The organism is Rhodococcus sp. RCBS9, assembly GCF_029457415.1.
In the GTDB taxonomy this organism is placed as follows: domain Bacteria; phylum Actinomycetota; class Actinomycetes; order Mycobacteriales; family Mycobacteriaceae; genus Rhodococcus_F; species Rhodococcus_F qingshengii.
The window spans coordinates 258,985-272,169 of record NZ_CP120422.1 but is presented as its reverse complement, the minus strand read 5'-3'; the positions used below and the strand labels follow the sequence as shown (position 1 = coordinate 272,169).

Genomic DNA, 13,185 nt, shown 5'->3' with positions numbered 1-13,185 from the left:
CGGTGTTTTCTGTCGAATTTGGGACTTGTGCATTATCCGGTGTCATCGGCCACCTACTTCGGCGGTCGTGATCGGTCGAAACGCACCGCGCAGGTGCGCGCACACGAGTCCCGATGCTGTTGCCACACCTCGATACTAGGTGACCAACTGTCCAGTAGCCGAAGAGGTTGCTGCGCGGTGTGGCGCAACGGCGATCCTGGCGCCTGCCTACGTCCGATTCGGGCAGACTGAGATTCTTCGGGCACACCGAGATTCGATGCCGAGGAGAGGGAGACGATGACGGAAGAACTGCGAACCGCGGTAGGTGAACTCATGCCGCGTGCCCGTGAGGATCTGAGTGCACTTGTGGCGATGAAGTCCGTCGCCGATGCACGGCAGTACCCGCCGGAAGAATGCGCGGCCGCTGCGCATTGGGTCCTGGAGGCATTCCGGGCTCAGGGTTTCGCCGATATCGAGGCGATCGAGACCTCCGACGGTTCGGCCGCGGTTGTCGGGCGTCGACCAGGCCCGGGCGGTGCTCCGACCGTTCTGCTGTACTGCCACTACGACGTTCAGCCGCCCGGAAACGAAGAGCTCTGGGGCTCCCCGCCTTTCACGCTCACCGAGCGCGACGGACGGTGGTACGGACGGGGCGCTTCCGACTGCAAGGGCAACGTCGTCATGCATCTGACAGCTCTGCGAGCGCTCGCCGCAGCCGGTGTGGATCCGAGCGTCCACCTGACGCTCGTCGCCGAAGGATCCGAGGAGATGGGCACTGGCGGTCTCGAGGATCTGGTGCGAGAGCGGCCCGAACTTTTTGCAGCCGACATGATCCTGATCGCCGATACCGGCAACACCGAAGTCGGGGAGCCGACGATCACGACGTCATTGCGCGGGATCGCGAACGTTGTGGTCCACGTGTCGACGCTCGAGGGTGAGATTCACTCCGGTGTCTTCGGTGGACCGGCGCCCGATGCGATCACCGCGCTGGTGCACATACTCTCGACGCTGCACGACAGCGCCGGAAACACCACTGTCGAAGGCTTGACGAACGACCAGGAATGGGCGGGTGTCAGTTATGACGGCGATCAGTTCCGCTCCGACGCCGGGGTGCTCGAAGGGGTGCAGCTGACTGGTTCCGGTTCGGTCGCCGAGCAGGTGTGGGCTCGTCCGGCGCTGACCATCCTGGGTATCGACTGCCCGCCGGTCGTGGGTTCGGCGGCGGCGATCACGCCCCGCGCGTCGGCACGCCTGAATCTTCGTGTCCCGCCTGGCACGGATCCGGCGCAGGCACAGAAGTTGTTGACGGACCACCTCCGCGCGGCGGCGCCGTGGGGCGTCCACATCGAGGTCGTTCCGGAATCGACGGGATCGCCGTTCTCGTCCTCGACGGAGGGTGCAGGTTTCGCGCAGCTGAAGTCCGCGCTCACCGATGCCTACGGCCGCGAAGTCGGATTTGCCGGCCAAGGGGGATCGATACCGCTGTGCAGTGCACTGGCCGAGCAGTTCCCCGACGCGGAGATCGCGTTGATCGGCGTCGAGGAACCGCAATGCCGCATTCATGCGCCCGACGAAAGCGTCGACCCGTCGGAGATCGAGAATCTTGCTTTCGCGGAGGCTCTGTTCTTGAGCCGGTACGGGAGTTAGACCGACAGATCGCGTCGTAGCTTGGCGACGTGGCCGGTGGCCCGGACGTTGTACTGGGCCACCTCGATCTTGCCTTCCTCGTCGACGAGGAACGTCGAGCGGATGACGCCCTGGACGGTCTTGCCGTACATCTTCTTCTCACCGAACGCGCCCCAGGCTTCGAGCGTCGCCTTCTCGGGATCGGAGAGCAGCGGGAAGGTCAACTCTTCGGTATCGCGGAACTTCGCGAGTTTTGCGGGCTTGTCCGGCGAGATTCCGATGACTTCGAGGCCGGCGCCGTTCAGCTCGGCGAGGCTGTCACGGAAGTCGCAGGCCTGCTTGGTGCACCCCGGGGTGCTGGCCGCCGGGTAGAAGTACACGATGACCTTGCGGCCGCGGTAATCGTGAAGGGAAACCTCGTTGCCATCGGCGTCTGGGAGCGTGAAATCCGGCGCGACGTCGCCGGCGGACAATCTACTGTTCTCGGTCACGGGAATCGAGGTTAGTCGAGAAATTGCGCGGCAGGTGGGCGCGAGGGCATTCTGCTCCTCTACGGTAGAGCGAAGTGTCGGCGCGCTGCGTCCGCACAGCAGACCCGCACACAGAGCAGCAGAACACAGACAAGTTGGAGGACACGTGCCCAGGGACACCGAGAGCATCGAACGCGAGATCGAGAAGGCGCGTAACCAGCTCGCGAGCACACTCGACGAACTGACGGTCCGCACCAACCCGAAGCGGCTGGTCGAGAACACCAAGAAGACGGTGCTCGCCAAGCTCAACGAGCCGGCAGTGAAGTACGCGCTGATCGCAGTCGGTTCAGTGGTGGGAATACTCGTGGTCCGGAAGATCATTCGCTGACCCGAGTTGTCGAAGACAGAACATGAAGAAGGCCCCCACCTGGTGAGGTGGGGGCCTTCTTGCAAGTGCGCCCACAGGGACTCGAACCCCGGACCCAGTGATTAAGAGTCACTTGCTCTACCAACTGAGCTATAGGCGCTCGCTCTTGCGAGACAGAACATTAGCCGACAGGCTCAGGAGTTTGCAAAACGCGTGTTCATCGTGGTGACGATGGTTACATCGCTTCCGGAATTCACGAGTGTGGAGGGTGCGAATCCGGCCAGCGGACGGTGCTTTCCAACTGCTGTGCGACGGCGAGAATCGTCGGTTCACCACCGCTGCGCCCGACCAGTTGGACGCTCAGGGGGAGTCCGCGTTCGGAGAACCCGGCGGGCACAGCGGCCGCCGGGTTGCCGCAGACATTCCAGATCGAACAGTAGGCGGCGATCGGCAACGCCTTGCGGACTGCTGACAGAAGGCCGGTTCCTTCGAGTTGTCCGATCGGGCGTGGCAGCGCGGGCGTGGTCGGCATCAGGACCAGGTCGAAGGTGTCGAAGACCTGGTTGACCGTCGCTGCGATTCGCTCACCTTTGCGGTAAGCGAATTTCCCGACGCGCGCGGGAGCGACTATCCGGCCGATCGACGCGAGTGCTCGTGTGCGCTTCTCGAGTAACGCTGGATGATCGACGCGCAGTGCTTCGTCGCGGACGCCGCCGAGCACCTGGGGGAGAAATGCTGCAGTTGCGTCCGGGTACTCGGGATCGTGCTCTTCGACGTGATGTCCCAACGCGCTCAACATCTCTGCGATCGAATGCACCGCGGCAACGACCTCCGGGGACGGGCGGACGCCCCGGACCGGACTCCGGGTGGACACTGCAATGCGAAGCGGCCCGGGCGCCGACGCGGCTGACTCGGCAAAGCTGGTGCGGAGCGTTTCGGCTGTGTAGTCGTCGGTCCCGGTGGTACCGGTGATCGCGTCGTACACGAGCGCGCTGTCCTCGACGGAACGAGTGAGAGGGCCTAGCGTGCCGAGTCCGCGCCAGAGGTTGCGGTTCGGCGCGGTGCTCACCCGACCGCGCTGCGGTTTGAGTCCGAACAACCCGCAGAACGCCGAAGGCAGTCGGATGGAACCGCCGCCGTCGCCGCCGATTGCCGCTGCGATCATGCCCGACGCGACGGCCGACGCAGATCCTCCGCTCGATCCGCCCGTGGATACACCGGTGTCCCAAGGGTTTCTGGTGTAGCCGTTTGCAGCAGTCTCCGTGAAGGGCCAGATGCCGAACTCGGGCATCGTCGTCTTGCCGACGATCACCGCGCCGGCCTCGCGCAACCGCCGGACGACCTCTGAATCGGCCGATGCGATGCGAGTTGCTGCCGCACCGCCGTACGTCGTCGGCGTTCCGGCGACGTCGTTCTCGTCTTTGATCGCGATCGGGACTCCGTGCAGTGGGCCCAGGCTGTGGCCGTCGGCCTGGCGCTGATCGAGACGTGTCGCTTCGTCGAGCGCTTCGTCTGCGAGAACCCGTACAAAAGCATTGAGCGTCGAATCGAGGCGTTCGATACGGCGAAGTGTGTTCTCGGTGAGCTCGCGGGCCGATAATTCTCCGGACCGGATCAGAGCGGCCTGACCCGCAACCCCGGCAAATGCCAGCTCGCTGCCCGGTGTGGTTTCGCGCTCGGTCATCAATCCTCCAGGCCGTGGTTCCGATAACTGTGAAGTCTATTCACCACAACCTGTCCACCACGACACAAAGAAAAATCCCCACCTTCTGAAGAAGGTGGGGACCTTTGCAAGTGCGCCCACAGGGACTCGAACCCCGGACCCAGTGATTAAGAGTCACTTGCTCTACCAACTGAGCTATAGGCGCTCGCTCTTGCGAGACAGAACATTAGCCGAATCGCCGGTTCGGGAGCAAATCGCCAGGTGGAGGCGTCACCGCTGTAGTCCGATCGGAGGAAATCCGCTGAAAGCCGTAACAAAACGGACGGTTCGGAGCGATTGATACTTGAACGTTACTGACGGCGTGGCCTTTCATGACCGTTGGTAACGAGCGCGCCTGGCATCATTGGTGCAGCGCAGTCATACCGCAAGTCCCACTTGCCTTCCGGTAAGTGGGATTCGCATGTGACGCGGAAGTTAGTCGGAGAAATTGTGAAGCGGAGTCGAACGATGAGTCGTCAAAGGTGGGGTCTGTCCGTGCGCGGGGGGAACGGTCGAGCGTCGAAGGGCGCGGCGATGATCGCGGCGTCTCTCGGTGCTCTCGTTCTGATGACCGCGTGCACGTCGGGCGGCAAGGACGTCAGTACCGAAGGGTCGGCGCCGATCGATTCCAATCCGCTCACCGAACTCATCAAGCCGAAGCTCACCTCGACCGCTGCCGACGGCGCTGTCGGCTTCTCGCCGGGCGACCCGGTCAAGATCAACGTCGCTGACGGCGCTCTGTCCGACGTGACGATGGTCAATCAGGACGGCAAGGCAGTTGCCGGCGCGATTGCTGCCGACGGTGCGTCGTGGACCACCACCGAGCCACTCGGCTACAACCGCAAGTACAAAATCGAGGCCCGCGCATTCGGATTGGGTGGCGCCAGTACGACGGTCACGTCCTTCACCACCAGCGCGCCCGGCAACGTCACCAAGCCGTACGTCTTGCCCAACGAGGGTGACGTGGTCGGCATCGGTCAGCCCATCGCGGTGCAGTTCGACGAGAACATCCCCGATCGCAAGGCTGCCGAAGCCGCGATCACCGTCACCACGACTCCGGCCGTCGAAGGTGCGTTCTACTGGGTCAACAATCGTGAGGTCCGTTGGCGTCCGGAGAACTACTGGGCACCGGGCACCAAGGTCGACGTGAGCGTCAACGTGTACGGGCGCAATCTCGGCAAGGGAGTCTTCGGGCAGGAAGACGCGAAGAGTTCCTTCACCATCGGTGATGCCGTCATCGCCACGGCGGACGACAACACCAAGCAGGTCACTTTCCAGGTCAACGGTGAGACTGTCATGACCATGCCCACCTCCATGGGCAAGGACAGCACTCCTACCGACAACGGCGTCTACATCATCGGTGACCGCTTCGCGAACATGATCATGGACTCGTCCACGTACGGCGTCCCGGTCACCTCGGCGCAGGGTTACAAGACCCCCGTCGACTGGGCGACCCGAATGTCCTACAGCGGCATCTTCTTCCACTCGGCGCCGTGGTCGGTCGGGCAGCAGGGCTACTCCAACACCAGTCACGGCTGCCTCAACCTGAGCCCGTCCAACGCCAAGTGGGTCTACGACAACACCAAGCGTGGGGACATCGTCGTCGTCAAGAACACCGTCGGCGGCACTCTCTCCGGTACCGACGGCCTCGGTGACTGGAACATCCCCTGGAGCGTCTGGAAGACCGGCAACGCGGACGTCTGAGTGCGTCCCTGAAGCCTTGAACGGCAGAATGCCCCCGACCGTCCGGTTGGGGGCATTCTGCATCTGTACACCTGTTGTGAGCGAAAGTGCCTCTCGGTCTATCTGAGGCGACGGGAGGTACGTTCGCTCGGTGTCAGCGTCGACCGAACGCGTCCACTCCGGTCATCTCAGCGGACAGTGCCCACAATCTGCGTGCGTCGGCGGGATCGGTAGCCCAAGGTTTCACTCCGCCGACGCTCATGTCATCGGTCTGCGCGACGTCCGCGATGTTGCAGTCCTGGAGATACGCGCCGGAGTGATCGGCGAGTATCGGTGCCGTCGCTGCCCACACCGTTGTAGCGGCGCCCTGGGAGGGAGTCTTGAACCCCGGCACGGCGTCGCCATTCGACGTCGTCCATCCGAGATCGTGTTTCTCCAATGTGGAGAAGTGACGTTGAAGCGGAGTGAGGATGCTCCCGGGATGGACGGAGAACGCACTGATACCGCGTGAAGCACCGGAACTCGCCAGCTGTACAGCGAATAGAGCATTTGCAGTCTTGGCTTGACCGTACGCAAGCCAGCGGTCGTAACCGTTGCGGAAATGTATGTCATTCCAACGCACTCCCGACAGAAAATGTCCCGCCGACGAGACAGCGACTACGCGAGAACCGTTTGCGGGCATGGCTGGCACAAGCAGGTTCACCAGTACAAAGTGCCCGAGGTGATTGATCGCGAATTGTGATTCCCATCCGGAGCCGACACGGAGTTCCGGGCAGGCCATGACCCCCGCATTGCAGATGATGATGTCCGGAGTGATCCGGAATTCGAGAATTTCTCGCGCACACGATCTGACACTGCTCGGGTCCGACAGGTCGCACGCTCGCACTTCGATACCCGGAAGGTCGGCCACCGCGTTCCGTGCCTGTTCTGGTCGGCGGGCAAGAACTACAACTCGCGCCCCGACCGAAGAAAGTGACTGCGAAACCTCATATCCGAGTCCGGAGTACCCGCCAGTGACCAAAACCGTAGTGCCCGTTAAATCTTGTCCGGCAAGTACGTCGTCGGCAGTGGAGACTCGGGAGAATCCGGTGTTGATTTTGCGCTGGATGGAATTCATGACTGCGACCGTAAAATCTGGAGTGCACTCCAGGTCAAGGAAAGGTCGCCAGGCAATGCGCGAACTGTCAATCGGTGACGTCGCTGTCCGGACCGGAATCAGTATCGATTCCCTTCGATACTTCGAACGTGAGGAATTGCTCGTTCACGAGGTGGCGCGCTCGGCAGGTGGGCGTCGGGTGTACTCCGAAAGCGATGTCGCTTGGTTGAAGCTGTGCAATCGCTTCCGAGACTCGGGTATGCCGATCGCCACGATCCGCGAATTCGCCGCTCTCGTCAGGTCAGGTCCAGGAAACGAGAAGGAGCGGCTTTCACTTTTGCAGTCGCATGAGGAGTTGATTCGATCCAGGATCTCTGCGCTGCAGGACAACCTGACCGTCATCCACGACAAGGTCTCGGCATACGAGCGACACGTTCGCGAGGGGACCGTCGCAGGTGTCTGGGAGCCGCAACCGTCGCCCGAGTGATTTCGGGTGGGTGATTTGCGGCGTTCCGGCCACCCCGATGTGAGCGAAAGTGGCTTTCGGTCTTTCTGAGGCGACCAGAGGTACGTTCGCTCGGCTCGGGCACGGGTTGCTCGGGAGCGCGCGATTTGTCGCGGTCGCCACCCCACCCGGCTGTGGAAGGGGAGATTGGGGCTGGCGCACAAACCAAAAGAACCCCCGAAAATGTCTTCCGACATTCTCGGGGGTTCCGCTTGGGTGAGCGACGGGACTCGAACCCGCGACAGCCAGGATCACAACCTGGTGCTCTACCAACTGAACTACGCCCACCATTGCCTCGGCCACCGGTTTGACCCGGCTGCTTTGACGAAAGAGATACTAGCGCGAAAGTCGGTCAGGAAGCCAATCGGCAGGTCAGGCGGGACCCAAGCCCTCTACGACGGCTGCAATCTCCGCGCTCGACGGTCCGGGCGCCGCGACGAATGCAGTGCCGCGGTAGTACTTGAGTTCGCGGATGGATTCCTTGATGTCGGCGAGTGCCCTGTGGGCGAGACCTTTTTCGGGCTGGCCGAAGTAGATTCGCGGGTACCAGCGGCGGGAGAGTTCTTTGATGGAGCTGACGTCGATCATCCGGTAGTGCAGGTATGTGTCCAGTGCCGTCATGTCGCGTGAGATGAATCCGCGGTCGGTGGCGATGGAATTACCCGCCAAGGGAGCCGTACCGGCGACGGGAACGTGCTTGCGGATGTACGCGAGCACCTCTTTCTCCGCCTCGGCGAGGGTGACCGTCGACTTACGAACCTCTTCGGTCAGTCCCGACTTTGCGTGCATCTTCTTCACGACGTCGGGCATTGCAGCCAACGCGTCGTCGTCGGCGTGGATGACGATGTCCACACCTTCGCCCAAGATGTTCAAGTCGCTGTCGGTCACCAGAGCCGCAATCTCGATGAGTTTGTCCGACTCGAGTCGCAGCCCGGTCATTTCGCAATCGATCCATACCAATTTGTCCTGCACCAGGAACACAGTAGTGCGCGCGGGCGCGGGATAAGGTCTGCGGTGGAAACTCGACGTGTGTAAGACGGCGTTCGGGTGATGACAAGAACTTCGCCGCATTGCAACGAGGAGGGCTTTTCGATGACCGTGGATCCGAAGGACGGAGCAGCGCCGCCGACGCCGGCGGAGAAGGCGAAAGCTGCCAAGGCTGCCGCTGCCGAAGCCGCTCGGATTGCAGCTGAAGCCGCTGCAGCAGCTGAGGAAGCAGAGAAGGAAGCGGCTGCCGCTGAGGCCGAAGCATCGGCCGGAGCCACCCCCGCTGCTCAGGCGCCCTCGGGTGCTGCCGCTGAAATCGCGGCGGGCTATTCATCCGAGGGGCGGGCACTCGAGCTCGGCTCGGTGGTTATCGACGGTGTGGCAGATCCCACCGCACGGGTGCGGATTCCGTTGGCGACGATCAACCGTCACGGTCTGATCGCCGGTGCGACGGGTACCGGCAAGACCAAGACGTTGCAGGGCATCGCCGAGCAGCTGTCCGCCGCGGGTGTGCCGGTTGTGATGGCCGACGTCAAGGGCGATCTCTCGGGTCTGTCGAAGGCGGGGGATCCGAGCGAGAAGATGAAGTCTCGCGCAGTCGAGACGGGCGACGATTCGTGGACTCCCGCTGGGATGCCAGTCGAGTTCTTGTCGTTGGGAACGGACGGAATCGGTATCCCGGTGCGCGCGACCATCACCAGTTTCGGGCCGATCCTGCTCAGTAAAGTGTTGGGCCTCAACGAGACCCAGGAATCGACACTCGGGCTGATCTTCCACTGGGCCGACACTCAGGGCCTGGCCCTGCTGGACCTCAAGGATCTGCGTTCGGTCATCGCCCACCTGACAAGCGCTGAGGGCAAGGCCGATCTGAAGGGTATCGGCGGAGTTTCCTCGGCGACGGCGGGAGTGATTCTGCGCGCGTTGGTCAACCTCGAAGCAGATGGCGGTGACACCTTCTTCGGTGAACCAGAACTCGAAACCGAGGATCTGCTGCGTGTCGTCGGCGGTGCCGGTGTGATCACGCTGTTCGAACTCGGTGCCCAGGCGGCGCGCCCGGCAATGTTCTCCACCTTCCTGATGTGGGTGCTCGCGGACCTGTTCCAGACGCTGCCCGAAGAGGGAGATCTGGACAAGCCGAAGCTCGTGTTCATCTTCGACGAGGCGCACCTTCTGTTCGCGGACGCGTCGAAGGCCTTCCTTCAGCAGGTGGAACAGACGGTCAAGCTCATTCGTTCCAAGGGCGTCGGTGTGTTCTTCTGCACGCAACTTCCGACCGACATTCCGAATTCGGTGCTGTCACAGTTGGGTGCGCGGGTTCAGCACGCCCTGCGTGCCTTCACGCCCGACGATCAGAAAGCCCTCAACAAGACCGTCCGCACGTACCCGAAAACCGAGCACTACGACCTGGAAAAGGCACTGACTTCACTCGGCATCGGTGAAGCCATCGTGACCGTACTCTCGGAAAAGGGTGCGCCGACGCCGGTGGCCTGGACCAAGATTCGTCCTCCGAGGTCGCTGATGGACACCATCGGCAACGACGCGATCAAGGCGGCCGCGTCGTCGAGTCCGCTGAATCAGAAGTACGGCCAGACCATCGACCGCGAGTCGGCGTACGAGAAGCTGACGGCCAAGGTGGCCGGTGCTCCGACGGCGGATCAGTCCCTGGATCTTCCGTCGCTGCCCGATCTGCCGCCACCGCCGCCGGCCGAGCCGGAGGGCCCCAACATCGCCGAGCAGATCTTGGGCAACTCGGCTGTCAAGAGTTTCCTGCGCTCGGCGGCTTCGGCTGCGGGACGCGAGATTTCGCGAAACATCTTCGGCACCGGTAGTCGCCGCAGGCGCTGAGGCTCAGGCGCCCGCGAGGTCAGATGCCGACCTCGCGGGCCAGCAGGTCGTTGATCGATTCGCGCCTGATCAACGGCCGCGCAATCCCGCCCAGCACGGCGACGACCGGCGGCCGGCCGACGCTGTTGTAGGTGGAGGCCATGCTGTGGTGGTATGCGCCCGTACACGGCACTGCCAACAGGTCACCTTCATGTAGGTCGGCGGGAAGCCTTGCTCCGACGGCAATTTCGTCGCCCGATTCGCAGTGTCGCCCGGCGACGGTTACTTCCTGGAGCGGTGCGCGCGAATGTCGGTTCACCAGTTCGACGTCGTAGTGGCTGTCGTACAACGACACCCGAGGGTTGTCGCTCATCCCGCCGTCGACGGAGACGAAGGTTCGTCCCCCGCTGATCGACTTGATGTTCTGTACGCGATAGAGCGTGACTCCGGCCCGCGCAGCGATCGCTCGGCCAGGCTCGAGCACGATTTCGGGGCGAGGGAAGCGGTTTCGGGTGCACGCGTCGTCGAGAGTTTCGTCGATGACGTGAGCGAGGCGGGTCAGATCCAATTGGGCATCTCCCGGCACGTAGGCGATCCCATGGCCACCGCCGAGATCGAGTTCGGTGAGGATGATTCGATGCGTGCGTCGTATGTCGTCCATCTGTGCGATCATCGTCTCGATCGCGGGGCGGAAGAGTTCGGGATCGGTGATCTGGGAGCCGAGATGGCAATGCAGGCCGATGAGCTGCAGGTGCGTCGCGTTGGCGACGACGGATACCGTATGTTCCAGTTCTTCGGAAAACGCTGGTAGGCCGAACTTTTGGTCCACGATGCCCGTGGACACTGCCTTGTGTCCGTGTATGTCGATGCCGGGTGTGACTCTGACCAACACCTTCTGTCGGTGGGTGCACACCGACGCGAGCCGTACCGCTTCGCTGGGGGAGTCGAGGACGATCCGGCCGACACCCGCGTTGACCGCCGCCCTCAGTTCGGAAACCGATTTGGCATTGCCGTGCAGGATGATTCGGTTGGGGTCCACGCCCGCGGCAAGCGCGACGGCGAGTTCACCGGCGGAACAGACATCCACCCCGAGTCCCTCGTCGGAGACCCAGGTAGCCATCGCTCGAATCATCAGTGCCTTGCCGGCGTACACGATCTCCGAGTCGGGGAAGATCTCTCGATACGTGCGGCAGCGGTGCCGCACGTCCGCCTCGTCGACGACGTACGTCGGTGTGCCGTACTGGTCCGCGATCTCTTCGAGGGAGACGTCGCCGATGCAGACACGCCCGCTGTGGTCGTGGCGAGTACTGATGGGCCACAACGCAGGATCCATACGCGGTGTCATTGCGCCGCGTAGGGAGGGGAAGATTTCGAGTAGCGTCACGTCGATCTCCTGAAGGTGACCCGCCGTGTTGCGGGCTACCTTCAGATCTACTCCCGAAGATCACCGGTGGGGCGGATCTTGACGCTTACTTGACGCGCCGCCGAACGAGGTTGACGCGGCCCTGACGTCCTCGACTTACTGTGCTCGCCGGCGCTTCCATCCGAACCAACCGAGCACCGCGAGCAATGCCACCGCGGCGCCTCCGCCGATGACCGTCGATCGGTCGGCGGACACACCAACGGACGGAGTTCCGCCGGCACTCGGGGCGTAACCGGCGCCGTACACGGACTCGACCGCCGCTTGGATGTCGAACCCGGTTTCGGTAGCCGGCCCGCAGCGGTGCCCCTCGTGCTCGGCGTCGACGTCGTACGGCGCAGAAACGAACATCAGCTGCTCGGTGCCGAGCACGTAGCTTGTGCCACAACCGTTCCCGTTCGCGAGTGTCCCCACCGACGTCACCGATGCCAGATCGCCTTTGTAGACCCGGCTGACGTCGAACAGGTAGGTGTCCTCGAATCCGTCCGAAGTTTTCTCCGTCGGAGTTCCGAGGAAAACGGTGCTGGAGACGCTCACGGCTTCTTCCGGGGTAGCCGATGATGCGCACGAACATGCATTCGCTGCCGTGGGCAGCAGTAAGGGCAACCCTCCGGTCAAAAGAAGGATTGCCCCGACTGCCAGTGTTCTTCGCATCGCCATTAACCGACTATATGGTCTGCTATGGCCTGCTCTGAGAAGTTTGAGTGAATCAGCCGCCGAGCTTCTTGTAGAACGCGCCCACGATGGGCGCAACGACGGCACGCGGGCTGTAACCGCCCGCGACGGACATCGCCTTGCTCAAGATGCCCGGTACGACGCGCATCTTGTTCTCGGCCAGGCCGTCGAGCGAGACCTTGGCGGTGTACTCGCTCGAGATCCAGAAGAAGTCCGGGACGAGCTTGTCGACGATCGACGCTTCGGCCGGGTCCGGGGTTTCGGTGCGTACGGGGCCTGGGGCGAGCAGGGTGACGTTCACTCCGGTGCCCTTGAGTTCACCTCGCAACGATTCCGCAAAGGTGTTCACGAACGCCTTGGTGGCGGCGTACGTCGCGTTGTTGGGGATCGGCATGTTGCCGGCCGCGGACCCGACCATCAGGATGGCTCCGGACTTGCGCGCGAGCATGCCGGGCAGCACGGCCAGCGTGAGATCGTGCACTGCAACGGCGTTGAGCTCGACCTGGTCGCGCTCGTAGGCCGGGTCCAGCTCGGCGATCGGCCCGAAGGTGGCGATACCGGCGTTGTTGCACAGGATGCTGATGTCGCGGCCACCGAGTTCCTCGACCAGAACGGCACGCGCCGCGCTGTCGGAGAGGTCCGATGCACGGACCTCCACCTCGACGCCGTGCGCGGCGCGAAGCTTCTCGGCGAGGGCCTCCATGACCTCGCCACGACGGGCAACGAGGATCAGGGAGTGTCCGCGTGATGCCAGATCAGCGGCCAGTGCCTCTCCGATGCCGGAGGAGGCGCCGGTCACTACGGCGCGGGCTGTGGTTGTGGGTGTCGGCAGGCTCACGATCAGTCAGCGT

At 63.0% G+C, this 13,185-nt stretch carries 12 protein-coding genes and 3 tRNA genes; 5 read left to right on the top strand and 10 right to left on the bottom strand.

The window, feature by feature from the left end:
- The first annotated feature begins 276 nt into the window (after nt 1-276).
- A complete protein-coding gene (locus tag P0M12_RS01400) occupies nt 277-1,626 on the top strand; it encodes a dipeptidase (RefSeq protein WP_007733289.1) in 1,350 nt (449 codons plus the stop codon).
- On the opposite strand, the gene bcp is transcribed toward P0M12_RS01400, so the two are convergent.
- The gene (gene bcp, locus P0M12_RS01395) at nt 1,623-2,096 is read right to left on the bottom strand and encodes a thioredoxin-dependent thiol peroxidase (protein WP_007733290.1); all 474 of its coding nucleotides are present in this window, start codon (nt 2,094-2,096) and stop codon (nt 1,623-1,625) included. The genes P0M12_RS01400 and bcp overlap by 4 nt on opposite strands.
- Nucleotides 2,097-2,241: 145 nt before the next feature.
- On the opposite strand from bcp, the gene P0M12_RS01390 reads away from it, so the two are divergent.
- On the top strand, nt 2,242-2,463 hold the full coding sequence (locus tag P0M12_RS01390) for a DUF3618 domain-containing protein (RefSeq protein WP_007733292.1): 222 nt from the start codon (nt 2,242-2,244) through the stop codon (nt 2,461-2,463).
- A 66-nt stretch (nt 2,464-2,529) separates the two neighbouring features.
- Here P0M12_RS01390 and P0M12_RS01385 read toward each other — a convergent pair.
- The 3 genes from P0M12_RS01385 to P0M12_RS01375 all read right to left on the bottom strand — a co-directional run bounded on the left by P0M12_RS01385 (nt 2,530) and on the right by P0M12_RS01375 (nt 4,310).
- Nucleotides 2,530-2,602, bottom strand: a tRNA-Lys gene (locus P0M12_RS01385).
- 93 nt (nt 2,603-2,695) lie between these two features.
- A complete protein-coding gene (locus tag P0M12_RS01380; RefSeq protein ID WP_277377385.1) occupies nt 2,696-4,126 on the bottom strand; it encodes an amidase in 1,431 nt (476 codons plus the stop codon).
- A gap of 111 nt (nt 4,127-4,237) precedes the next feature.
- A tRNA-Lys gene (locus P0M12_RS01375) sits at nt 4,238-4,310 on the bottom strand.
- Between the two features lie 302 nt (nt 4,311-4,612).
- Between P0M12_RS01375 and P0M12_RS01370 the strand changes: the two genes are divergently transcribed.
- Nucleotides 4,613-5,848 (top strand): Ig-like domain-containing protein, encoded by a 1,236-nt coding sequence (locus tag P0M12_RS01370; protein ID WP_050656803.1) that lies wholly within the window; start codon nt 4,613-4,615, stop codon nt 5,846-5,848.
- Between the two features lie 133 nt (nt 5,849-5,981).
- Here the strand turns inward: P0M12_RS01370 and P0M12_RS01365 are convergent, their stop codons facing one another.
- On the bottom strand, nt 5,982-6,944 hold the full coding sequence (locus P0M12_RS01365; protein WP_209447746.1) for an oxidoreductase: 963 nt from the start codon (nt 6,942-6,944) through the stop codon (nt 5,982-5,984).
- A 55-nt stretch (nt 6,945-6,999) separates the two neighbouring features.
- Between P0M12_RS01365 and P0M12_RS01360 the strand changes: the two genes are divergently transcribed.
- Nucleotides 7,000-7,410, top strand: coding sequence for a MerR family transcriptional regulator (locus tag P0M12_RS01360; protein ID WP_209447745.1), 411 nt, complete (start codon nt 7,000-7,002; stop codon nt 7,408-7,410).
- A gap of 233 nt (nt 7,411-7,643) precedes the next feature.
- Here P0M12_RS01360 and P0M12_RS01355 read toward each other — a convergent pair.
- Both P0M12_RS01355 and orn read right to left on the bottom strand, forming a co-directional pair.
- Nucleotides 7,644-7,716 (bottom strand) — tRNA-His (locus tag P0M12_RS01355).
- Nucleotides 7,717-7,800: 84 nt separating this feature from the next.
- Complete coding sequence (gene orn / locus P0M12_RS01350) at nt 7,801-8,400, bottom strand: oligoribonuclease (protein WP_024487359.1); 600 nt, start codon at nt 8,398-8,400, stop codon at nt 7,801-7,803.
- 120 nt (nt 8,401-8,520) lie between these two features.
- Here orn and P0M12_RS01345 point away from each other — a divergent pair, with 120 nt between their 5' ends.
- On the top strand, nt 8,521-10,260 hold the full coding sequence (locus P0M12_RS01345) for a helicase HerA-like domain-containing protein (protein WP_269613693.1): 1,740 nt from the start codon (nt 8,521-8,523) through the stop codon (nt 10,258-10,260).
- Between the two features lie 19 nt (nt 10,261-10,279).
- Here the strand turns inward: P0M12_RS01345 and lysA are convergent, their stop codons facing one another.
- The 3 genes from lysA to cmrA form a co-directional block, all read right to left on the bottom strand.
- The gene (lysA, locus tag P0M12_RS01340; protein WP_047270266.1) at nt 10,280-11,623 is read right to left on the bottom strand and encodes a diaminopimelate decarboxylase; all 1,344 of its coding nucleotides are present in this window, start codon (nt 11,621-11,623) and stop codon (nt 10,280-10,282) included.
- Nucleotides 11,624-11,758: 135 nt separating this feature from the next.
- The gene (locus P0M12_RS01335; protein WP_007733324.1) at nt 11,759-12,196 is read right to left on the bottom strand and encodes a hypothetical protein; all 438 of its coding nucleotides are present in this window, start codon (nt 12,194-12,196) and stop codon (nt 11,759-11,761) included.
- Between the two features lie 172 nt (nt 12,197-12,368).
- Nucleotides 12,369-13,172: a mycolate reductase gene (cmrA, locus tag P0M12_RS01330; RefSeq protein ID WP_277377384.1), complete on the bottom strand. Its 804-nt coding sequence runs from the start codon at nt 13,170-13,172 to the stop codon at nt 12,369-12,371.
- Nucleotides 13,173-13,185 lie beyond the last annotated feature (13 nt).

Excerpts from the sequence above, each read along its gene's own strand:
- P0M12_RS01400 (WP_007733289.1), top strand. The coding sequence starts at position 277 with ATGACGGAAGAACTGCGAACCGCGGTAGGTGAACTCATGCCGCGTGCC.
- P0M12_RS01345 (WP_269613693.1), top strand. The coding sequence starts at position 8,521 with ATGACCGTGGATCCGAAGGACGGAGCAGCGCCGCCGACGCCGGCGGAG.
- P0M12_RS01380 (WP_277377385.1), bottom strand. The coding sequence starts at position 4,126 with ATGACCGAGCGCGAAACCACACCGGGCAGCGAGCTGGCATTTGCCGGG.
- P0M12_RS01365 (WP_209447746.1), bottom strand. The coding sequence starts at position 6,944 with ATGAATTCCATCCAGCGCAAAATCAACACCGGATTCTCCCGAGTCTCC.
- P0M12_RS01370 (WP_050656803.1), top strand. The coding sequence starts at position 4,613 with ATGAGTCGTCAAAGGTGGGGTCTGTCCGTGCGCGGGGGGAACGGTCGA.
- P0M12_RS01360 (WP_209447745.1), top strand. The coding sequence starts at position 7,000 with ATGCGCGAACTGTCAATCGGTGACGTCGCTGTCCGGACCGGAATCAGT.